Below are 21093 nucleotides of genomic sequence, written 5' to 3'. Positions count from 1 at the left end.
GGCCGCGAGGATGATCCTCGCGACCGCCCCGGTGAGAGCGTTCCTCAAATGTGCCGGAGTCACACCCCGGAGGAGACCTCGGCCTTCGCGCCGGGGCCGGCCTCCCTGCGGTTGCGCATGACGGAGGACATGAACGACAGGGCGATCAGCACGATGCCGATCGCGCCGGTGACGACCTCGGGGATCTCGTACTTGATGGTGATCAGCAGGATGACGGCGAGCGCGCCGATGGCGTAGTGCGCGCCGTGCTCCAGGTACACGTAGTCGTCCAGGGTGCCCTTGCGGACCAGGAAGACCGTCAGGGACCGGATGTACATCGCGCCGATGCCCAGGCCCAGCGCCATGACGAAGATGTCGTTGGTGATGGCGAAGGCGCCGATGACACCGTCGAAGGAGAACGAGGCGTCGATGACCTCGAGGTAGAGGAACAGGGAGAAGGCGGCCTTGCCGGCCAGCCCGACCACGGCGGCGTTGCCGGTCTTCGCGGCGGCCTTCTCGGCCTCCTCCTCGGCTTCTTCCTCCTCGTGCTCCAGCTTGTCCTCGAAGAAGCCGGAGATGCCGCCGACGATGAGGTAGGTCACCAGACCGCCGATGCCCGACAGCAGCACGGTCGCGGCCTTGTCGATCGTGCCCTCACCGTCGTGGACCGGGACGGCCGTGGCGAGGGTGGTGGCGCAGACGATCAGGACGACGAGGGCGACGACCGTGGAGAGCGTCTCCAGCTTGCCCAGCCGGGCCAGCGGCTTCTCCAGCCACTCCAGCCACTTGATGTCCCGGTCCTCGAAGATGAAGTCCAGGAAGATCATGAGCAGGAACATGCCGCCGAAGGCCGCGATCGCCGGGTGTGCGCTGGTGACCAGCGCCTCGTAGCGGTCCGGGTCCTGGATCGCGACCTTGACCGCCTCGATCGGCCCCAGCTTGGCCGTGATGGCCACGATGAGCACCGGGAAGACGAGCCTCATGCCGAAGACGGCGATGAGGATGCCGACGGTCAGGAAGATCCGCTGCCAGAACGGGTTCATCTTCCGCAGGATGCCGGCGTTGATGACCGCGTTGTCGAACGAGAGCGAGATCTCCAGGACGGAGAGGATCGCGACGATCGCCAGCCCCTGCCACCCCCAGAGAAAGCCGGCCAAGGCCAGGCCGGCCGCCGTGACGGCGAACGACCAACCAAAGGTTTTCAGGAGCACTGGCTACCCAATCCTTCGCTGTTCGGGATGTCCGCGCGGACGCGGCTTTACGAAACGTTGACCCCGAAGTCTAGGGCGATGCCGCGCAGGCCCGACGCGTACCCCTGTCCTACGGCCCGGAACTTCCACTCGCCGCCGTAGCGGTAGACCTCGCCGAAGATCATCGCCGTCTCGCTGGAGGCGTCCTCGCTGAGGTCGTAGCGGGCCAGTTCGCTGCCGTCGGCCTGGTTGAGCACCCGGATATACGCGTTGCTGACCTGGCCGAAGCTCTGCCCGCGCAGCTCGGCCTCGTGAATGGAGACCGGAAATACGATCTTGTCGCAGGCGGCCGGCACCTTGGTGAGGTCGACCAGAATGGACTCGTCGTCGCCGTCCCCCTCACCGGTGAGATTGTCGCCCGTATGTTCGACGGAGCCTTCGGGACTCGTGAGGTTGTTGTAGAAGACGAAGTACTCGTCCCCCAGCACCCGGCCCGAGGCGCACAACAGGGCGCTGGCGTCGAGATCGAAAGGCGCTCCCGTGGTGGAGCGCGCGTCCCAGCCGAGGCCGACGGTGACGTTGGTGAGGTTCGGCGCGGCCTTGGAGAGGGAGACGTTGCCTCCCTTGGCGAGCGTGACACCCATGATCTGGTCCTCCCCGAGTTGTGTTGAGTCGCCGTGCGCGTCCGGCGCCGCACCCCCGGTGAAGGGAGTGCGGCGCCGGACGTGGTCGACGGCCTGCGTCGGCCGTCAGACGTTGACGCCGAAGTCCTGCGCGATGCCGCGCAGGCCCGAGGCGTAGCCCTGTCCGATGGCGCGGAACTTCCACTCGGCGCCGTTGCGGTACAGCTCGCCGAAGACCATGGCGGTCTCGGTCGAGGCGTCCTCGCTGAGGTCGTAGCGGGCGAGCTCGACGCCGTCGGCCTGGTTGACGACGCGGATGTAGGCGTTGCGGACCTGGCCGAAGCTCTGCTGGCGGGTCTCGGCCTCGTAGATGGAGACCGGGAAGACGATCTTGTGTACGTCCGCCGGGACACCGGCCAGGTTGACCTTGATGACCTCGTCGTCGCCCTCGCCCTCACCGGTGAGGTTGTCACCCTGGTGCTCGACGGAGCCGTCGGGGCTCTTGAGGTTGTTGAAGAAGACGAAGTTCTGGTCGTTGGCGACCTTCCCCTGGTCGTTCGTCAGCAGCGCGCTGGCGTCCAGGTCGAAGTCCGTACCGGTGGTGGTACGGGCGTCCCAGCCGAGACCGACGACGACCGCGGTCAGGTTCGGGGCCGCCTTGGTCAGCGAGACGTTGCCGCCCTTGCTGAGACTGACTCCCACGAGTCCTCCATTGGTTCGAGGGGCCAGGCGAGTCCCGAGCCCCCGGTTGTGCGATGGCATCCGATCAACGTTTTGATCCTAGTGACCGGTTCCCACCGATTACAGGGTCTTGCGCCAAGGACGCACGGCTCGCCCGCCAGGGTTGCCCCGGGCGTCGCGGAAGTTCACTCAGAGCGCGGCGAGGGCCTTGGTGTACTCGTTCAGGTCACGCGCGTCGGGCAAGCCGTTGACGATCGTCCAGCGGACGACGCCCTCCTTGTCGATGATGAAGGTGCCGCGGACCGAGCAGCCCTTCTCCTCGTCGAACACGCCGTACGCGCGGCCGGCCTCGCCGTGCGGCCAGAAGTCCGACAGCAGCGGGTACTCCAGGCCCTCCTGCTCGGCGAAGACGCGCAGGGAGAAGGGCGAGTCGCTGGAGACGGCCAGCAGCTGGACGTCGTCGTTGGCGAACTGCGGCAGCTCGTCGCGCAGGGCGCAGAGCTCGCCGGTGCACACGCCGGTGAAGGCGAAGGGGTAGAAGAGCAGGACGACGTTCTTCTCGCCCCGGAAGTCGGAGAGCCGGACGGTCTCGCCGTGCTGGTTCTTCAGCGCGAAGTCAGGGGCCTTGGTGCCGACGTCGATCGCCATGGTTCGCATCCCTCTCTCGACGGCACCGGCGCTAAGGGGCGCGCGGGCACCCCGGCCGCCGGCGCGGGTAGGCGGACAGTGTGTCACTGCGCCCCCCGCGCGATGCACCGCGCCCCCCGGCAGCGGTGCTGCAGGGGGGCGCGGTGGCGGCGGGTCGTCCGGCCGCGGCCGGATCACGGCGAGGTGCTCAGCGCTTGGGGGCGACCATGCGGGTGCCGGTCCAGTCCTTGGCCACGCTGATGCTCTTGGTCTGGCTCAGCCCCGCGGTCTGCGACGCCTCGTTGATGTCACTGGGCTCGATGTAGCCGTCGCGGCCGGTCTTCGGGGTCATCAGCCAGATGTCCCCGCCGTCCTCGAGCATGCCAATGGCGTCCACGAGCGCGTCCGTCAGGTCGCCGTCCTCGTCGCGGAACCACAGGACGACGGCATCGGCCACGTCGTCGTAGTCCTCGTCGACCAGATCCTGGCCGGTGTTCTCCTCGATGGCCTCGCGGAGCTCCTGATCGACATCGTCGTCGTAGCCGATCTCCTGGACCACCTGTCCGGGCTGGAAACCCAGCCTGGCGGCAGGGTTGGTCCGCTCCTCCGCGTGGTCCGCGGTCGCGCTCACGGATTGCCTCCTGTCATCTTTCGGGAAATGCTCTTGTGCTCCCCGCGTACGCGAGGCATTGGGCGTAGTCCACACGTGCCGGACGGATCGCGCAAGTACCCGACCATCCGGACCGCCGAAACGTTGACGGACGCGGACGTCTCATGGCAACTCCAACCATGAGGCAACAGGCCCGAGTGATTCACACCACAGCATTCTGCCGGGTTTCGGAAGTTACTCCGTGCGATTGCGGCAATCGGGTCCGAACGGCCGTACGCGGAGGACCCTCATTGGGGGCGTAAGGTTGCGATTTGGCCGCCCCGGGCGACCAACCTTCGACGCTTCGTCTCATGAGTGGTGGTTACCGCTCAGTAGAGATGACGTTTCCGCCGCCGCGGTCCACGATGGGAGCCGGCGCGACATAAAGCAAGAGCAGTATTTGACCGCGTGCTGAGCACGACCCGAACAGCGAAGGAACAGCGTGGCTTCCGGATCCGATCGCAACCCGATCATCATTGGCGGCCTTCCCAGCCAGGTCCCGGACTTCGATCCCGAAGAGACCCAGGAATGGCTCGACTCGCTCGACGCAGCCGTCGATGAGCGAGGCCGGGAACGTGCCCGCTACCTCATGCTTCGCCTGATCGAGCGGGCGCGCGAGAAGCGCGTCGCCGTGCCCGAGATGCGCAGCACGGACTACGTCAACACCATCGCGACCAAGGACGAGCCGTTCTTCCCCGGCAACGAGGAGATCGAGCGCAAGATCCTTAACGCGACCCGGTGGAACGCGGCCGTCATGGTCTCGCGCGCCCAGCGCCCGGGCATCGGCGTCGGCGGCCACATCGCCACCTTCGCCTCCTCCGCCTCCCTGTACGACGTGGGCTTCAACCACTTCTTCCGGGGCAAGGACGAGGGCGACGGCGGCGACCAGATCTTCTTCCAGGGCCACGCCTCGCCGGGCGTCTACGCCCGTGCGTTCCTGCTGGACCGACTGTCCGAGCAGCAGCTGGACGCCTTCCGCCAGGAGAAGTCCAAGGCCCCCTACGGCCTGTCCAGCTACCCGCACCCGCGGCTTATGCCGGACTTCTGGGAGTTCCCGACCGTCTCGATGGGCCTCGGCCCCCTCGGCGCGATCTACCAGGCCCGCATGAACCGCTACATGGAGGCGCGCGGCATCGCCGACACCTCCAAGTCCCACGTTTGGGCGTTCCTGGGCGACGGCGAGATGGACGAGCCGGAGTCGCTCGGCCAGCTGTCCCTGGCCGCTCGCGAGGGCCTGGACAACCTGACCTTCGTCGTCAACTGCAACCTGCAGCGCCTCGACGGCCCGGTCCGCGGCAACGGCAAGATCATGCAGGAGCTGGAGTCGCAGTTCCGCGGCGCCGGCTGGAACGTGATCAAGCTGGTGTGGGACCGCTCCTGGGACCCGCTGCTGGCCCAGGACCGCGACGGCATCCTGGTCAACAAGCTCAACAGCACCCCCGACGGCCAGTTCCAGACGTACGCCACCGAGACCGGTTCGTACATCCGTGAGCACTTCTTCGGCGACGACCACCGTCTCCGCAAGATGGTCGAGGGCATGACCGACGACCAGATCCTGCACCTGGGCCGCGGCGGTCACGACCACAAGAAGATCTTCGCGGCGTACGCGGCGGCCAAGGCCCACAAGGGCCAGCCGACCGTGATCCTCGCGCAGACCGTCAAGGGCTGGACCCTGGGTCCGAACTTCGAGGGCCGCAACGCGACCCACCAGATGAAGAAGCTCACGGTCGAGGACCTCAAGCGCTTCCGCGACCGTCTCCACATCCCGATCGCCGACAAGGAGCTGGAGTCCGGCCTGCCGCCGTACTACCACCCGGGTCGCGACTCGGAGGAGATCCAGTACATGCACGACCGGCGCCAGTCGCTCGGCGGCTACGTGCCCACCCGTGTGGACCGCTCCAAGCCGCTGGCCCTGCCGGACGACAAGGCCTACGCGACCGCCAAGAAGGGCTCCGGGCAGCAGTCGATCGCCACCACCATGGCGTTCGTCCGCATCCTGAAGGACCTCATGCGGGACAAGGAGATCGGCAAGCGCTTCGTGCTGATCGCCCCCGACGAGTACCGCACCTTCGGCATGGACGCGTTCTTCCCGTCCGCGAAGATCTACAACCCGCTCGGCCAGCAGTACGAGGCCGTCGACCGCGAGCTGCTCCTGGCCTACAAGGAGTCCCCGACCGGCCAGATGCTGCACGACGGCATCTCCGAGGCGGGCTGCACGGCCTCCCTGATCGCGGCGGGCTCGGCCTACGCGACGCACGGCGAGCCGCTGATCCCGGTCTACGTCTTCTACTCGATGTTCGGTTTCCAGCGCACCGGCGACCAGTTCTGGCAGATGGCCGACCAGCTGGCCCGCGGCTTCGTCCTCGGCGCCACCGCCGGCCGGACCACGCTGACGGGTGAGGGTCTGCAGCACGCGGACGGCCACTCGCAGCTGCTGGCCTCCACGAACCCGGGTGTCGTGGCCTACGACCCGGCGTTCGGCTTCGAGATGGCGCACATCGTCAAGGACGGTCTGCGTCGGATGTACGGCGAGAACGCGGAAGACATCTTCTACTACCTCACCGTCTACAACGAGCCGATCCAGCACCCGGCCGAGCCGGCGGACGTGGACGCCGAGGGCATCCTCAAGGGTCTGTACCGCTTCAAGCAGGGCGAGGCGGGCGCCATCCCGGCGCAGATCATGGCCTCCGGTGTGGCCGTGCCGTGGGCGATCGAGGCCCAGCGCATCCTCGCCGAGGAGTGGAACGTCAAGGCGGACGTCTGGTCGGCTACCTCCTGGAACGAGCTGCGCCGTGACGCCATCGAGGTGGAGGAGCACAACCTCCTGCACCCGGAGGAGGAGCAGCGCGTCCCGTACGTGACGAGCAAGCTCGCCGGCGCCGAGGGCCCGAAGGTGGCCGTGTCCGACTGGATGCGGGCGGTTCCGGACCAGATCGCGCGCTGGGTGCCCGGCACGTACCAGTCGCTGGGTGCGGACGGCTTCGGCTTCGCGGACACGCGTGGCGCGGCCCGTCGCTTCTTCCACATCGACGCCCAGTCGATCGTCCTGGCGGTGCTCACCGAGCTCGCCAAGGAGGGCAAGGTCGACCGCTCGGCCCTGAAGCAGGCGATCGACCGCTACCAGCTCCTGGACGTAGCAGCAGCCGACCCGGGCTCCGCGGGCGGCGAAGCGTAAGCAGTAATGAAGGCCCCCGCCTCTCCGAGGCGGGGGCCTTCGCGTTTGTGGGCAATCGTTCCGCGGGGCTGGGGGCACCTCCCAGCGGTAGCTGGGGGAGGGTGGGCACAAACGGACCACCGGCGTGCAGCCGTCAACGAGAGCTCAGCTCTCCCACACCTTGTACGCCCGCACCACATACGGCGACTCCGGCACCCACGTCCCCGACGGATACGTCACGAACTCCCCCGTCTCCGCACAGGTGGCGCTCTGGTACGTAGTGACAGGGCGCCCCGTCCGGTTGACCAGTGAAGCCCCCGTCACACCGGCGGGCAGCGCCATGCAGCTCTCGATGTCGATCCCCGCCAGCTCGCTGACCTGCCGCTCACCGCGGAATTCCGTCTTCGGCCAGAGGCACAGCTGCCCGGCCGCACAGGCCTTCGCGGGCTTCGAGGGCTTCGCGGCCTTCGCGGGCTTCGCGGGCTTCGCGCTCGCGGCGGGCGCGGCCGCCAGGGCCACCGCGCCGGCCAGCGTCACGGCAAGCACAACCGCATGATTCATACGCATAAGGGTTCCTCCCCCACTCGGATGGACCGCCGAGTCTGCTGGCCCGTGATCGCCACTGCCAAGAGGGCCGGGTCGGCCATGCCCTGATAGGGGAAGGCGGTCGGCGGCGGGCCCGGTACCGAGGTACCGGGCCCACCCCCGCACCGGGTTCAGATGTGGGCCGCACCCGCCCCGGCCCCGGCGTTCCGGCCGCGCTTGGTGAAGACGGCGACGAGCGCCGCGACCAGCGCGACGCAGCCGGCGACCGTAAAGCCCGTGTTGATGGCTGACACGAAAGTGTCATGCGCGACGGTGGTGATCTTCCCCGCGATCTCCGGCGGGGTGTTCGGCGCGACGGGCGCGACGCCGACCTGGACTGCGTCGGCGCCCTGGGCCGCCTGATCCGGCGTGACCGGCGGCAGCCCGGCCGCCGCCCACTCGCGCGGCAGCAGGTGGTCGACCCGGGAGGCCACGACCGCGCCCAGCACGGCCGTGCCCAGCGAACCGCCGACCTGCATGGCGGCCTGCTGCAGGCCGCCGGCCACGCCGGCGTGCTCCAGCGGCGCGTTGCCGACGATGACCTCGGTCGCCCCCACCATGACCGGCGCGAAGCCGAGGCCGAGCAGCGCGAACCACACCGACAGCAGGGCCGTGCCCGTGCCGGGCTCGAGGGAGGACAGGCCGAAGCAGCCCACCGCCGCGCAGAGCATGCCCACGATCAGGGGGATGCGGGGGCCGATCCGGCTGATCAGCGCGCCGGCCGCCGGCGAGGCGACGATCATCATGGCGGTGAGGGGCAGCAGGTGCAGACCGCTGTCGACGGGCGTCATGCCGTGCACGTTCTGCAGATAGAAGGTGACGAAGAACAGGCCGCCTATGAAGGCGAAGGCCATCAGCACCATCAGGACCGTGCCGGCGGACAGCGGCAGGGACCGGAAGAGGCTCAGCGGCAGCAGCGGTTCGCGCGCCTTGACCTGCCACACGGCGAAGAGGACGAAGCACAGCAGCGAGGCGGCGAGGAACAGCAGCGTCCTGGCGCTCCCCCACTGCCAGTCCGTCGCGTTGATCAGCGCCCAGATGAGGCAGAACATCGCGGTGGACAGCAGCAGGATGCCCGCGACGTCGAAGGACTTGGGGGCGCTGGGGGTGCGGTGGTCCTTGAGGATGACCATGCCGAGTGCGAGCGCGGCGGCGCCCACGGGGACGTTGATGAAGAACACGGACTGCCAGTTGACGTGCTCGACGAGGAGCCCGCCGACGATGGGGCCGCCGGCCGTGGAGGCTCCGATGACCATGCCCCACAGGCCGATCGCCATGTTGAGCTTGTGGGCCGGGAACGTCGCGCGCAGCAGCCCGAGCGCGGCCGGCATCAGCAGCGCGCCGCACAGGCCCTGCAGGACCCGGAAGCCGACGACCGTCGACACGCTGCCGGACAGGGCGATGAGTCCGGAGGACAGGGCGAAGCCGGTGGTACCGATAAGGAAGATCAGGCGATGGCCGAAGCGGTCGCCGAGCTTGCCCGCGGTGATCAGGGCGACGGCGAGGGCCAGGAGGTAGGCATTGGTGATCCATTGCACGTCGGCGAGCGAGGCGCCGAGGTCCTTCTGGATGGCGGGGTTGGCTATGGCGACGATCGTGCCGTCGAGCGCGACCATCATCACGCCTATCGCGACGGTGATCAGGGTGAGCCAGGGATGGCCCCTCAGTCCTTTCCGGGGTCCCAGGCCGGGCGTCGCGTCGGCGACGGTGGTCTGTGTCATACAGCCGAGATTATGGCAGTCGCTGACAATTGACAACGAAGTTCAAGCGTCGTTGGCTGACACTTGGCCCATGACTATTCTGATCAGCGCAAACACAACGGAAGAGGCGGGGCGATGCACACGGTCGACGGCGCGACGGCGGGGCTGCGGGAGCGCAAGAAGCGCCGGACCCGCGACACCCTCATCAGGTGCGCCCTGGAGCTGTTCGCGGACCGGGGCTACGAGGGCACGACCGTCGACGAGATCGCGGCCGCCGCGGACGTCTCGCAGCGCACCTTCTTCCGCTACTTCGCGGGCAAGGAGGAGGTCGCCCTCTCCGTCCAGGAGATGGTGGAGTCGCACTTCTTCGCCGCCGTGCGCGAGCGCCCCGCCGCCGAGCCGCCGCTGACCGCGCTGCGCACCGCGGTGCTGTCCTCGTGGGACACCATCGAGGAGGCCATCCAGTCGGTCGTCCCGCTGGAGCTGCACGTGCGCACGTACCGGATGATCCAGTCGACGCCGCAGCTGCTGGCGGCCCATCTGCGCCGCAGCGCGGAGCTGGAGGACCGGCTCACCCAGGAGATCGCCGACCGGGAGGGGCTGCCGCCGCAGGACCCGCGTCCGCGCATCCTGGTCGCGGCGTTCAGCGGGGTGATGCGGGCGAACGGCAAGCTGTGGGCCGAGGTCGCGGACGGGGACATGAGCGAGCTCAAGTCCACCGCCGCCGCCTTTTTGGACCAGATCGGACCGGCATTGGCGGAAAACTGGCGATCTTGAACAGAAGCCCCACGAGTGCGCCCGATTCCCCGTGATCCAAACGTGAGATAGCTCACCGACTTCCCGGACGCAAGCGAGTTTCTCCTAGGGTGGTCCGCGGTGACTTCCTTCCCGGAGCTCGGCTCCCACTCCCCCATCCCTTGGACGAACGCGGCCACGGTGTGGCGCGCCCTGCTCGCACTGGCCGTGGTGTTCGTCATGCTCGCGACGACCGGCTGGACGGCCGTGAGAAGCCACAAGGCGCCCGCCGACCCCCGCACGGCCTCGGTGAAGGCGTGGCTGCACGGCTCCGTCGGCGGTGTGCCGCTCCCCTCCCCCGGCTCGGAGCCCACCACCCTGGCCCGCTTCTTCACCTCGCTCACCGGTGGTCAGCGCGAGCGGCTGGCCGAGCGCTATCCGCTGGTCGTCGGCAACCTCGCCGGCGCCCCCACCGCGCTGCGCTACCGCGCCAACCGGATCGCCCTCGCCCAGGCCCGTACCGTCGAGCGGCGCCGCAGCCACGACAGCGCGCTCACGCCCTCCGGCCGCTACGAGGCCGCCCGGCGCATGCACCGCTTCGAATCGCTGCTGGCCCCCGACCGGCAGGTCCTCGCCTTCGACCCCACCGGCGCCGGCCGGGTGGCCGAGGTCTTCGGCGACCTCGACCGCGCCGAGCGGGTCTCCGTCGTGGTCCCGGGCGTCGACACCAACGTGCTGACCTTCGAGAAGAGCCAGCGCGCCTACAGCGCGCCCGTCGGCATGGCCCGCTCCCTCTACGCCGCCGAGCGGAAGGCGAGCCCCGCCACCGGGACGGCCGTCATCGCCTGGGCCGACTACACCTCGCCCGCAGGCGTGGGCATGGACGCGGCGACCGGCAAGCTCGCCGCCGAGGGCGCGCTGCGGCTGCGGAAGCTGGTGCGGGCGCTGCCCGGCGAGTCGAAGATCTCGCTGTTCTGCCACAGCTACGGCTCCGTGGTCTGCGGCGTCGCCGCCCGCGACCTCTCCCCGCGCGTCACGGACGTGGCGGTCGCCGGCAGCCCCGGCATGCGCGCCGACCGCGCCTCCGACCTGCGCAGCAGCGCCCGGATATGGGCGATGCGGGACGCGGACGACTGGATTCAGGGCGTGCCCCACATGGAGGTCGGCGGCCTCGGCCATGGCGCCGACCCGGTCTCCGCGGCCTTCGGCGCCCGGGTGCTGTCCGCCTCCGACGCCCGTGGCCACGCCGGCTACTTCGCCCCCGGTACCACCAGCCTCGCCAACTTCGCCGGGATCGGAGTCGGCGCCCCCGCCTCCGTTCGTTGCGCGAGGGACGGCAGTGACTGCACAGCCGATCTGCGTCCGGATCCGGTGGCACCCGCCGTTTGACGCGCGTAGCGTCACGAGGGGGGACGGGCGGACGGCCGCCGCATACGATGAGCGGCATGGGTGATGTGCTGGCCGGTTTCCACGCCGTCTGGGAGTTCGACACCGACTCCGTGCTCATCCGCTTCGAACGGGGGATCCGCACACCGAGGCTGCTCCAGGTGCTCGGCGAGCGGCGCGTCCCGTACGAGGCGCTCGCGGCCGTCGAACAGGCCCCGGGGAAGCACGGGACGGTGGTGCTGCGCGCCGTGCCCAGACCCGGCGCCGATCCGCTGTTCGACGCCGCGGAAGGGCAGTTGAAGGAGGGCTGCGACCCGTACCGGCTGGTCCTGCCGGCGGAGCGCGAGCTGCTCGCCGAGTACTACGCCGAGCGGATACGGGCCGAGCTCGGTCCCGATGCCACGGAGCCGGCCGAGCGCCATCTGGTGGCGGCGCCCGTCCCGCCCCTGTCCTTCAAGGCCTACGACGGCAAGGCGTCCTTCGACGGCCGGGCCGTCTCTTTCCGCTGGTTCTGGACCGGAGCGTCCTCCGCCAAGTGGAAGGCGGGCGACCAGCGTTTCGGCGTCGAGGAGCTGACGGGCGTGGACTGGCGCTCCCCCGAGGCCCTCGGCGGACACCTGCGGCTCCTGCGCCGCGGCATCGACACCGCCCCGGGCGCCGCCGACCAGGACCCGGCGGCCGTCGTCTTCGGCATGGGCTACGGCCTGGTCCACGAGTCGCTGCCCTTCGCGGCCGCGGTCCTGGCGGCCGTACGGGCCAAGGCCCCCGCCCTGGCCGGGGACCTGGCCCACGGCTCCCACACCGTCCCCGCCGCCCGCCCCGACCCCGGCGGCATCGCGGAGCGCATCCGCCACCTGGGCGAGCTGCACGGCGCGGGCCTGCTGACGGACGAGGAGTTCACCGTGAAGAAGGCACAGCTGCTGGCCGAGCTGTAGGGCACTGATACCGGGGTATGACATCCGGTCCGGCACCTGGGGGTGACGCCTCCACCGGCCCGGTCCGCCTAGGCTGACCGGGCCATGTCCAAGATCGCACCCCGCTTCCCCCGCGCGTTCCTGCGCGAGATCTGCACACCCGCCGGGCCGCCGACGCCGTACCTGGCGCACGCCCGGCGCCCGTTCGTGCGGCGCCTGCCCACCCTGGTCGCCTGGCTGTTCACCATCATCCTGCTGCCGACCACGGCCATGGGGCTCTCCCACGACTACGGGCTGAACTCCGACGTCGCCCTCGCGCTCGCGGTCGCCCAGCACGCGCCGCTGCTCATGGCGGTCCGCCGGCCGCTGCTGGCCTGGGCGATCGTCTTCGTCGCCGACGTCGTGGGCGCGGCCCTGCTGCTCACGGTGGACCTGCCGGCGGGCCGGCCCTGGCCCTGGCCGGCCACGGAGTCCATCGGCCTGCTGCTGCTGATGCTCGCCCTCGCGCTGCGCGAGCGCCGGCTGACGCTGACGGCCGTGTGGCTGCTGACGGCGCTGGCGAGCCTGGTCTTCCGCAGCCTCGACCCCGAGCAGGCCACCGGCACCTGGGTGCCGCTGGTCGCGATCGGCGGGGTGATCCTCCTCGTCGGCGGCGCCCTGCGCGAACGGGGCGACGCCCGCCGGGCGCTGGCCGAGCAGGAGACGATCAGCGAGGCCGAACGCGCGCGCCGCACGCTGCTGGAAGAACGCGCGCGCATCGCCCGCGAGTTGCACGACGTCGTCGCCCACCACATGTCCGTCATCACCGTCCAGGCCGACAGCGCCCCCTACCGCGTCGCCGGCCTGCCGGACGCGGCCCGCGAGGAGTTCGGCGCGATCGCCGCCACCGCCCGGGAATCGCTGACCGAGATGCGACGGCTGCTGGGCGTGCTGCGCAGCGAGGGCTCCCCTGGCGCCGACGGCTCCGAACGGACACCCCAGCCCGGCGTCGACCGCCTGCCGCAGCTGATCGAGGCCACGGTCCGCACGGGGCTGCCGGTGGAGTTGACGATGCCGGTGCTGCCGGCGCTGCCGCAGACGGTGGACCTGTCGGCGTACCGGATCGTCCAGGAGGCCCTGTCCAACGTCGTGCGGCACGCGCCCGGTGCGCCGACCCGGGTGTCGGTGTCGGTGAACGGGACCGGTGCGGCCGGTACGGCCCTGACCGTGCTCGTCGTCAACTCGGCCGCGGCCGCCTCCGACGCACCGCAGCGGCCCCTGGAGACCAGCGGCACCGGCCACGGCCTGGTGGGCATGCGCGAACGGGTCCGCCTGGTCGGCGGCACCCTCGACACCGGCCCCCTGCCGGACGGCGGCTTCCGGGTGGCGGCACGCCTTCCCCTCTCCGACGCGACGCGAGCAGAACAGGAACCTCCCACCGCATGACCATCAGGGTGATCATCGTCGACGACCAGGCCATGGTGCGGGCGGGCTTCGCCGCGCTCCTGGCCGCCCAGCCCGACATCGACGTCGTCGGCGACGCGCCGGACGGGCGCCAAGGCGTGGAACTGAGCCGGTCCACGCACCCGGACGTGGTGCTCATGGACGTCCGGATGCCGGAGATGGACGGCCTGGAGGCCGCGCGCCGGCTCCTCGACCCCCCGCGCGGGGTCACGCACCTGCCGAAGGTGCTGATGCTGACGACCTTCGACGTCGACGACTACGTCTACGAGGCGCTGCGCGCCGGCGCGTCCGGCTTCCTCCTCAAGGACGCCCCTCCCGCCGACCTGATCTCGGCCGTACGGGTGGTGGCCGCCGGCGAGGCCCTCCTCGCCCCCTCCGTCACCCGCCGCCTCATCGCCGACTTCGCGAAGCGGCCCGCTCCCCGACGGGAACGGTCGCTGCGGCTCAACGGCCTGACGCCGCGTGAGACGGAGGTCCTGGAGCTGATCGCCCGGGGCCTGTCGAACCAGGAGATCGCGGCGACGCTGGTCCTGGCGGAGCAGACGGTGAAGACCCACATCGGCCGCGTCCTCGCCAAACTGAACCTGCGGGACCGTGCGCAGGCGGTGGTCTTCGCCTACGAATCGGGGCTGGTGGCCCCGGGCGAGGGGTGACCGGGGCTCCGCCCCGGACCCCGGTCCTCAATCTCCCCCAGCTACCGCTGGGAGGTGCCCCCAGACGGGCTGGATTTTCCAGCCCGTCCGGCGATTGAGGACAAGAAACGGTGAAAGGGCGGGGTAGGGGAAAGCTACTCGCGCCCAGCCGACGTGAACGCCATGTCCGCGTAACGCCCTCCGGCCACCTGCCCGGCAATGGGCTCCAGAGCAGCCAGCTCATCAGCCGTCAGCTCGACACGCGTAGCCCCCACGTTCTCCTCCAGCCGCACCCGCCTCCGCGTCCCCGGAATCGGAACCACCGTCAGACCGTGCACCGCAGCCCGCTGCTGGGCCCACGCCAGGGCCACCTGCCCCAGCGAGATCCCCCGCTCCTCGGCGATGCGCCGCACAGGCGCGAGCAGCGCCGCGTTCCGCTCCGCGTTGTCGCCGGTGAAGCGCGGCAGCGTCCGGCGCCAGTCGTCGCTCGTGAGCTCCTTGTCGGCGTCGACGAACGCCCCGGTCAAAAAGCCCCGGCCGAGCGGCGAGTACGGCACGAGGGCGACGCCCAGCTCGCGCGCGGTGGGCACCACGTTCGCCTCGATGTCCCGGCTGAACAGCGACCACTCCGACTGCACGGCCGCGATCGGGTGCACGGCCTGCGCCTCGCGCAGCTCACCGCCGGTCACCTCGCTCAGGCCCAGGTGCTTGACCTTGCCCTCGGCGACCAGCTCGGCCATCGCGCCGACCGACTCCTCGATCGGGACGTCGACGTTGCGCCGGTGCATGTAGTAGAGGTCGATCTCGTCGACGCCCAGGCGCCGCAGGCTGCCCTCCACGGCCTGGCGGATGTACGGACGGTCGTTGCGTATGCTGCGCCGCGTCGGGTCGTCGGGGTCGGGGACGATCGCGAACTTGGTGGCCAGGACGACCTGCTCGCGGTGGGCCCGGACGAAGGGGGCGATGAACTTCTCGTTCTCGCCCATCCCGTACATGTCGGCGGTGTCGAAGAGCGTCACGCCGAGCTCCAGCGCCCGCTCCAGCGTGGCCCGGGCCTCGGCCTCGTCGGTCGTCGGCCCGTAGGCGAAGCTCATGCCCATGCAGCCCAGGCCCTGGACGCCCACCTCGGGGCCGCCGGTGCCGAGCGTCACGCTCGCTATCGTGCTGTCGCTGCTCATGATGGCGTCTCAGAACCCTTCGGGTGACCGGCGCCCGGCGCCGGAGTAAATGTCGATCTTGTAGTCGAGCACCTCGAGCGTGCTGCGCAGCTCCGCGATGCGCCGGCGGACGTTCTCCCGGTGCTCGCTCAGCAGCCGTTCGCGGTCGGCGAAGGTGTGCTCGCCCTGCCGGACGAGCTCGGCGTAGCGGACCATGTCGGCCACCGGCATCCCGGTCAGCCGCAGCCGGCCCACCAGATCCAGCCAGTCCAGGTCGCGGTCGGTGTAGCGGCGCTGCCCGGTGTGGGAGCGGTCGACGTGCGGCATCAGGCCTATCCGCTCGTACCAGCGCAGGGTGTGCGCGGACAGCCCTGCGTAGGCGGCCACTTCGCTGATCGTGTAGCGGTCCCGGCCCTCCGGGCGGCGGTGGCGCTGCCGGTCGAGCTCCAGACAACCGGGCGCCTCCACCGGCGCGCTGTGCATCACGGTCATGCCACTCCCCCTCGCGAACGTCTGCGGTGGCCCCCACGCTAGAGAGTTGGAGTGCACTCCAGGCAAGCGGAGCCCGGGCCGATCCCGGTGCGGGTTAGGCTCCTTGCCATGGAGAGCCTGCGGATGATCGAGAACTGGCCCGTGGAGACCGCCGCGGCGGCCGTCGTACGGGCGGACGGCACGCGTGCGGGGACGTACGGGCCGACCGGGCACCGTTTCCCCCTCGCGTCCGTGACCAAGCCGCTGGCCGCGTACGCCGCGCTGATCGCCGTCGAGGAGGGCGCGATCGAGCTGGACGAGCCCGCGGGCCCGGCCGGCGCCACGGTCCGGCACCTGCTCGCCCACACCTCCGGGCTCGCCTTCGACGAGCACCGCACGATGGCCGAGCCCGGCACGCGGCGGCTCTACTCCAACGCCGGCTTCGAGGCGCTCGGCGACCACATCGCCAAGGCCACCGACATCCCCTTCGCGGAGTACCTGCGGCAGGCGGTGCTGGAGCCGCTGGGCATGGCCGCGACGGACCTTCCCCCAGCTACCGCTGGGGGTACCCCCGGCTCGCCCGCCAAGGACGGCGTCTCGACGGTCGAGGACCTGGCCCGCTTCGCGGCGGAGCTGCAGGCGCCCCGGCTGCTCTCGCGCCAGACCCTGGACGAGGCGACCTCGGTGGCCTTTCCCGGTCTGACGGGCGTCCTGCCCGGCTACGGTCACCAGCGCCCCAACGACTGGGGCCTGGGCTTCGAGATCCGCGGGGCGAAGTCCCCGCACTGGACGGGGGCGTCGTCCTCGCCGCGCACCTACGGGCACTTCGGCCAGGCCGGCACGTTCCTGTGGGTGGACCCGGAGGCGGGCGCCGCGTGCGTGGCGCTGGCTGACCGCCCCTTCGGCCCGTGGGCCATCGAGGCGTGGCCCCTGCTGACGGACGCCGTACTGGCTGAGCTGGCCTGATTTCTCCCCACCCCGCCCCTTCCCGAAAGGCCTCAAACGCCGGCCGGGCTGAAAATCAGCCCGTCCGGCGTTTGAGGACCGGGGTCCGGGGCGGAGCCCCGGTTACGGGAAGGGGCGGGGTGGGGAGAAAATCCCTGGCCTCAGCCGAAGTGCGGCTCCGCGTGCATCTCCCACGCCAAGAACTCGGCGGCGGAGCCGACGGCCTCCGCCTCCACCCCGACGGCGTCGAGCAGCCGCGCCGCGTCACCCTCCCCCAGCACCTCGCCCCCCACCCGCACGACCCCCCGCACCACGTGCACGTACAACCACGGCGCATCCGGCAGCGCCGTCCGCTCCGCACCCCGCAGCCGCCGCACGTGCAGCACCGCCTCCGCCCGCGACAGCGCGTAGGGCGTGCCGTCGGCAATGCCCCGCACCACCTCGTAGTGGGGCTCACCACCGAATTCGGACGGGGTGAGCCACATCTGGACGAACCGCAGCGGATCCGCCCCCGCGTTGCGCTCGACGTGGCGGACGCCGGAGCCCGCGCTCAGGCGCTGGACGTCGCCGGGGCGGACGGTGACGACGTGACCGGTGGAGTCCTCGTGTGTGAGTTCGCCCTCCACCACCCAGGTGACGATCTCGACGTCCCGGTGGGGGTGCTCGGCGAAGCCCGCGCCGCCCGCCAGCCGCTCCTCGTTGCAGGCCGCGAGCGGGCCGAACCGCACGTTGTCGGGGTCGTAGAAGCCGGAGAAGGAGAAGGCGTGCCAGGTCTCGATCCCGGCCTCCGCATCGCCGCCGCGGAAGCGTTCGGCGGCCCGTTGCACGTGCATCATCGGGCCACCGTAGCCCCGTGAAGGGCTCCACAGGGGCCCGGCGGCCCCGAGCCGCACCCGAATAAGGCAGGCTTGTCCCCGTGCCTGAACCAGCCGCTAACACCCCGCATCCCCACAGCGCCACCCTGCGCAACCTGGAGAAGTCCTCCGGAACGCTGGCCGCCGCGGCCATCGCCCGGATGGACGCCCAGCTGCCGTGGTACCGGGCGATGCCCCCGGAGAACCGGTCCTGGATCGGCCTGGTGGCCCAGGCCGGCATCGCGGCCTTCACCGAGTGGTTCCGGCATCCGGAGACCCCTCAGGCCATCAGCACGGACGTCTTCGGCACGGCTCCCCGCGAGCTGACGCGGGCGATCACGCTGCGCCAGACCGTGGAGATGGTGCGGACGACCATCGAGGTCATGGAGTCGGCCATCGACGAGGTGGCCGCGCCGGGCGACGAGAACTCGCTGCGCGAGGCCCTGCTGGTGTACGCACGGGAGATCGCCTTCGCCACGGCGCAGGTCTACGCCCAGGCCGCCGAGGCGCGCGGCGCGTGGGACGCCCGGCTGGAGTCGCTGGTGGTCAACGCGGTGCTCTCGGGGGAGGCGGACGAGGGCGCGCTGTCGCGGGCGGCGGCGCTGGGCTGGAACTCGCCGGCGCATGTCGCCGTGGTGCTGGGCACGGCTCCCAACGGGGACAGCGAGCTGACGGTGGAGGCGATCCGCCGGGCCGCCCGGCACGCCAAGCTGCAGGTCCTGACGGGGGTGCTGGGCGACCGGCTGGTGGTGATCGCGGGCGGCTCGGACGATCCTCTGCAGGCGGCGAAGGCGCTGATCGGCCCGTTCGCGGCCGGCCCGGTGGTGGCCGGGCCCGTGGTGGGCGATCTGCTGGCGGCGAACCGGTCCGCGCAGGCCGCGGGGGCGGGCCTCAAGGCCTGCGCGGCCTGGCCGGATGCCCCCCGTCCCGTACTGGCCGACGACCTGCTGCCCGAACGGGCGATGGCGGGTGACGCGGCCGCACGGGAACAGCTGGTGGAGGAGATCTACAGACCGCTGGAGGAGGCGGGCTCGGCGCTGCTGGAGACGCTGAGCGTCTACCTGGAACAGGCCAGCAGCCTGGAGGGGGCGGCCAGGATGTTGTTCGTCCACCCCAACACCGTGCGATACCGCCTCCGACGTGTGACGGACGTCACCGGCTGGTCACCCTCCGATGTCCGCTCGGCCTTCACACTGCGGATCGCACTGATCCTCGGGCGCCTGGCCGACGCGGAGTAACGCCCTTAGGCTTTTGTCGAACGTCCACAATTCCCCTGACGGTTCTTGGTCCCTGTCCTCACGGGTGACCGATGCCGTCCACGAGAGAGAGTGTGAGGGTGCTCGTACTCGTCGCTCCCGGCCAAGGCGCTCAGACGCCCGGATTCCTGACCCCCTGGCTCGACCTCCCCGGTGTCTCCGGCCGTCTGGCCGAGTGGTCGGCAGCCATCGACCTGGACCTCGTCCACTACGGCACGAACGCCGACGCCGATGAGATCCGCGACACCGCGGTGGCCCAGCCGCTGCTCGTGGCGTCCGCGCTGATCTCGGCGGGGCAGCTCTTCGCCACGCAGGAGGACTTCGCGCGCCTCGTCGGCGCCACCGCCGGCCACAGCGTGGGCGAGCTCGCCGCCGCCGCGCTGACCGGTGTGCTGTCCGAGCGGTCCGCCATGGAGCTCGTGCGCAAGCGCGGCCTGGCCATGGCCGAGGCCGCGGCCGTCACCGAGACCGGCATGTCCGCGCTGCTCGGCGGCGACCCCGAGAACGTCCTGCCGCATCTGGAGAAGCTCGGCCTGACCCCGGCGAACGTCAACGGCGCCGGGCAGATCGTGGCCGCCGGCACCGCCGAGCAGCTGGCGGCGCTGGCCGAGGACAAGCCCGAGGGCACCCGCAAGGTCATCGCCCTGAAGGTGGCGGGCGCCTTCCACACCCACCACATGGCCCCGGCCGTGGCGGCCCTGGAGGCCGCGGTGGGCGAGCTGGAAGTCCGCGACCCCCATACGCGTTATGTCTCCAACAAGGACGGCCGGGTCGTCACCGGCGGCCAGGACGTCGTGCGGCGTCTGGTGGGCCAGGTGGCCAACCCGGTCCGCTGGGACCTGTGCATGGAGACCTTCAAGGAGCTGGGCGTCACCGCGCTGATCGAGGTGGCCCCCGGCGGGACCCTCGTGGGCCTGGCCAAGCGCGCCCTGCCCGGCGTCAAGACCCTCGCGCTCAAGACCCCGGACGACCTCGAGGCCGCCCGCGCGCTGATCGCCGAGCACGCAGCCGACGCCGCCGGCCCGGCCGAATAAGGAGTCCGAGAGCATGACCTCGAAGATCAAGCCCGGCAAGGGCGCCCCGTACGCACGCATCATGGGCGTGGGCGGCTACCGCCCCACCCGTGTGGTGCCGAACGAGGAGATCCTCAAGCACATCGACTCCTCCGACGAGTGGATCCGCTCCCGTTCGGGCATCGCCACCCGGCACTGGGCCGGCCCGGAGGAGACCGTGGCCGCGATGTCCCTGGAGGCGGCGGGCAAGGCCATCGCCGACGCGGGCATCACCCCCGAGCAGATCGGCGCCGTCCTCGTCTCGACGGTGTCGCACTTCAAGCAGACCCCGGCCATCGCGACCGAGATCGCCCACAAGGTCGGCGCGGGCAAGCCGGCCGCCTTCGACATCTCCGCCGGCTGCGCGGGCTTCGGCTACGGCCTGGCCATCGCCAAGGGCATGGTGACCGAGGGCTCGGCGGAGTACGTCCTGGTCATCGGCGTCGAGCGGCTCTCCGACCTGACCGACCTGGAGGACCGCGCCACGGCCTTCCTGTTCGGCGACGGCGCGGGCGCCGTGGTCATCGGCCCCTCGCAGGAGCCGGCGATGGGCCCCACGGTGTGGGGCTCGGAGGGCGACAAGGCCGAGACCATCAAGCAGACCGTCGCGTGGGACGTCTACCGCGAGGAGACGGACGTCCGCTTCCCCGCGATCACCCAGGAGGGTCAGGCGGTCTTCCGCTGGGCCGTCTTCGAAATGGCGAAGATCGCCCAGCAGGCGCTGGACGAGGCCGGGGTGAGCCCCGAGGACCTGGACGTCTTCATCCCGCACCAGGCGAACATGCGGATCATCGACTCGATGGTCAAGACCCTCAAGCTGCCGGAGAGCGTCACGGTCGCCCGTGACGTGGAGACCACCGGCAACACCTCCGCGGCCTCCATTCCGCTGGCCATGGAGCGCCTCCTGGCCACCGGAGCGGCGAAGAGCGGCGACACCGCGCTCCTCATCGGCTTCGGGGCGGGTCTCGTGTACGCCGCCACGGTCGTTACCCTCCCCTAGGCGAGATCCACGGCGACCGGCACCACCGGCCGGTCACCGGAAGGTCACCGCACCAGCAGT

At 70.8% G+C, this 21093-nt stretch carries 20 protein-coding genes; 10 read left to right on the top strand and 10 right to left on the bottom strand.

What is annotated here, in order from left to right:
- Positions 1–59: 59 nt before the first annotated feature.
- From ACIGXW_RS21430 to ACIGXW_RS21410, 5 genes are all read right to left on the bottom strand, one after another.
- Entirely contained in the window at positions 60–1190 is a 1131-nt protein-coding gene (locus tag ACIGXW_RS21430; protein WP_399574463.1) for a DUF475 domain-containing protein, read from the bottom strand.
- 47 nt (positions 1191–1237) lie between these two features.
- Positions 1238–1813 carry a TerD family protein gene (locus tag ACIGXW_RS21425; RefSeq protein ID WP_071966653.1) on the bottom strand — a complete coding sequence of 192 codons (576 nt, stop codon included), beginning with the start codon at positions 1811–1813 and terminating at the stop codon, positions 1238–1240.
- A 105-nt stretch (positions 1814–1918) separates the two neighbouring features.
- A complete protein-coding gene (locus ACIGXW_RS21420; protein WP_071966652.1) occupies positions 1919–2494 on the bottom strand; it encodes a TerD family protein in 576 nt (191 codons plus the stop codon).
- A gap of 168 nt (positions 2495–2662) precedes the next feature.
- Positions 2663–3121 (bottom strand): peroxiredoxin, encoded by a 459-nt coding sequence (locus tag ACIGXW_RS21415; protein ID WP_071966651.1) that lies wholly within the window; start codon positions 3119–3121, stop codon positions 2663–2665.
- 187 nt (positions 3122–3308) lie between these two features.
- Positions 3309–3731, bottom strand: a complete 423-nt coding sequence (locus ACIGXW_RS21410) for a DUF3052 domain-containing protein (protein ID WP_071966650.1) — start codon at positions 3729–3731, stop codon at positions 3309–3311.
- A gap of 460 nt (positions 3732–4191) precedes the next feature.
- Between ACIGXW_RS21410 and aceE the strand changes: the two genes are divergently transcribed.
- Positions 4192–6924 (top strand): pyruvate dehydrogenase (acetyl-transferring), homodimeric type, encoded by a 2733-nt coding sequence (gene aceE / locus ACIGXW_RS21405; RefSeq protein ID WP_399574461.1) that lies wholly within the window; start codon positions 4192–4194, stop codon positions 6922–6924.
- A gap of 144 nt (positions 6925–7068) precedes the next feature.
- On the opposite strand, the gene ACIGXW_RS21400 is transcribed toward aceE, so the two are convergent.
- The gene (locus tag ACIGXW_RS21400) at positions 7069–7464 is read right to left on the bottom strand and encodes a peptidase inhibitor family I36 protein (RefSeq protein WP_399574459.1); all 396 of its coding nucleotides are present in this window, start codon (positions 7462–7464) and stop codon (positions 7069–7071) included.
- A gap of 155 nt (positions 7465–7619) precedes the next feature.
- Entirely contained in the window at positions 7620–9209 is a 1590-nt protein-coding gene (locus ACIGXW_RS21395) for an MFS transporter (RefSeq protein ID WP_399574457.1), read from the bottom strand.
- Between the two features lie 114 nt (positions 9210–9323).
- Between ACIGXW_RS21395 and ACIGXW_RS21390 the strand changes: the two genes are divergently transcribed.
- The 5 genes from ACIGXW_RS21390 (at position 9324) to ACIGXW_RS21370 (ending at position 14319) form a co-directional block, all read left to right on the top strand.
- Positions 9324–9965, top strand: coding sequence for a TetR family transcriptional regulator (locus ACIGXW_RS21390; protein WP_071966645.1), 642 nt, complete (start codon positions 9324–9326; stop codon positions 9963–9965).
- 99 nt (positions 9966–10064) lie between these two features.
- Entirely contained in the window at positions 10065–11312 is a 1248-nt protein-coding gene (locus ACIGXW_RS21385) for an alpha/beta hydrolase (protein WP_399574455.1), read from the top strand.
- 56 nt (positions 11313–11368) lie between these two features.
- Positions 11369–12244 carry a DUF4429 domain-containing protein gene (locus ACIGXW_RS21380; protein ID WP_399574453.1) on the top strand — a complete coding sequence of 292 codons (876 nt, stop codon included), beginning with the start codon at positions 11369–11371 and terminating at the stop codon, positions 12242–12244.
- 84 nt (positions 12245–12328) lie between these two features.
- Complete coding sequence (locus ACIGXW_RS21375; RefSeq protein WP_399574451.1) at positions 12329–13648, top strand: sensor histidine kinase; 1320 nt, start codon at positions 12329–12331, stop codon at positions 13646–13648.
- Positions 13645–14319, top strand: a complete 675-nt coding sequence (locus ACIGXW_RS21370) for a response regulator transcription factor (RefSeq protein WP_071966643.1) — start codon at positions 13645–13647, stop codon at positions 14317–14319. Before ACIGXW_RS21375 ends, ACIGXW_RS21370 begins: the two co-directional genes overlap by 4 nt.
- Positions 14320–14453: 134 nt before the next feature.
- Here ACIGXW_RS21370 and ACIGXW_RS21365 read toward each other — a convergent pair whose 3' ends face one another.
- Together ACIGXW_RS21365 and ACIGXW_RS21360 are read right to left on the bottom strand one after the other, a co-directional pair.
- Entirely contained in the window at positions 14454–15476 is a 1023-nt protein-coding gene (locus ACIGXW_RS21365) for an aldo/keto reductase (RefSeq protein ID WP_399574449.1), read from the bottom strand.
- Between the two features lie 9 nt (positions 15477–15485).
- A complete protein-coding gene (locus ACIGXW_RS21360) occupies positions 15486–15947 on the bottom strand; it encodes a MerR family transcriptional regulator (protein ID WP_071966641.1) in 462 nt (153 codons plus the stop codon).
- A gap of 108 nt (positions 15948–16055) precedes the next feature.
- Here ACIGXW_RS21360 and ACIGXW_RS21355 point away from each other — a divergent pair, with 108 nt between their 5' ends.
- Positions 16056–16892: a serine hydrolase domain-containing protein gene (locus ACIGXW_RS21355; protein ID WP_399574447.1), complete on the top strand. Its 837-nt coding sequence runs from the start codon at positions 16056–16058 to the stop codon at positions 16890–16892.
- Between the two features lie 140 nt (positions 16893–17032).
- Here the strand turns inward: ACIGXW_RS21355 and ACIGXW_RS21350 are convergent, their stop codons facing one another.
- On the bottom strand, positions 17033–17707 hold the full coding sequence (locus ACIGXW_RS21350; RefSeq protein WP_399574445.1) for a pirin family protein: 675 nt from the start codon (positions 17705–17707) through the stop codon (positions 17033–17035).
- A gap of 80 nt (positions 17708–17787) precedes the next feature.
- On the opposite strand from ACIGXW_RS21350, the gene ACIGXW_RS21345 reads away from it, so the two are divergent.
- From ACIGXW_RS21345 to ACIGXW_RS21335, 3 genes are all read left to right on the top strand, one after another.
- Positions 17788–18963, top strand: coding sequence for a helix-turn-helix domain-containing protein (locus ACIGXW_RS21345; protein WP_360914922.1), 1176 nt, complete (start codon positions 17788–17790; stop codon positions 18961–18963).
- A gap of 98 nt (positions 18964–19061) precedes the next feature.
- On the top strand, positions 19062–20015 hold the full coding sequence (locus ACIGXW_RS21340) for an ACP S-malonyltransferase (RefSeq protein ID WP_071966638.1): 954 nt from the start codon (positions 19062–19064) through the stop codon (positions 20013–20015).
- 13 nt (positions 20016–20028) lie between these two features.
- The gene (locus ACIGXW_RS21335) at positions 20029–21033 is read left to right on the top strand and encodes a ketoacyl-ACP synthase III (protein ID WP_071966637.1); all 1005 of its coding nucleotides are present in this window, start codon (positions 20029–20031) and stop codon (positions 21031–21033) included.
- Positions 21034–21093: the final 60 nt, after the last annotated feature.

This window comes from Streptomyces sp. NPDC053079, from assembly GCF_044546695.1.
In the GTDB taxonomy this organism is placed as follows: domain Bacteria; phylum Actinomycetota; class Actinomycetes; order Streptomycetales; family Streptomycetaceae; genus Streptomyces.
Note: the sequence above shows the minus strand (reverse complement) of the source record. Positions and strands in the feature narration are given on the sequence as shown.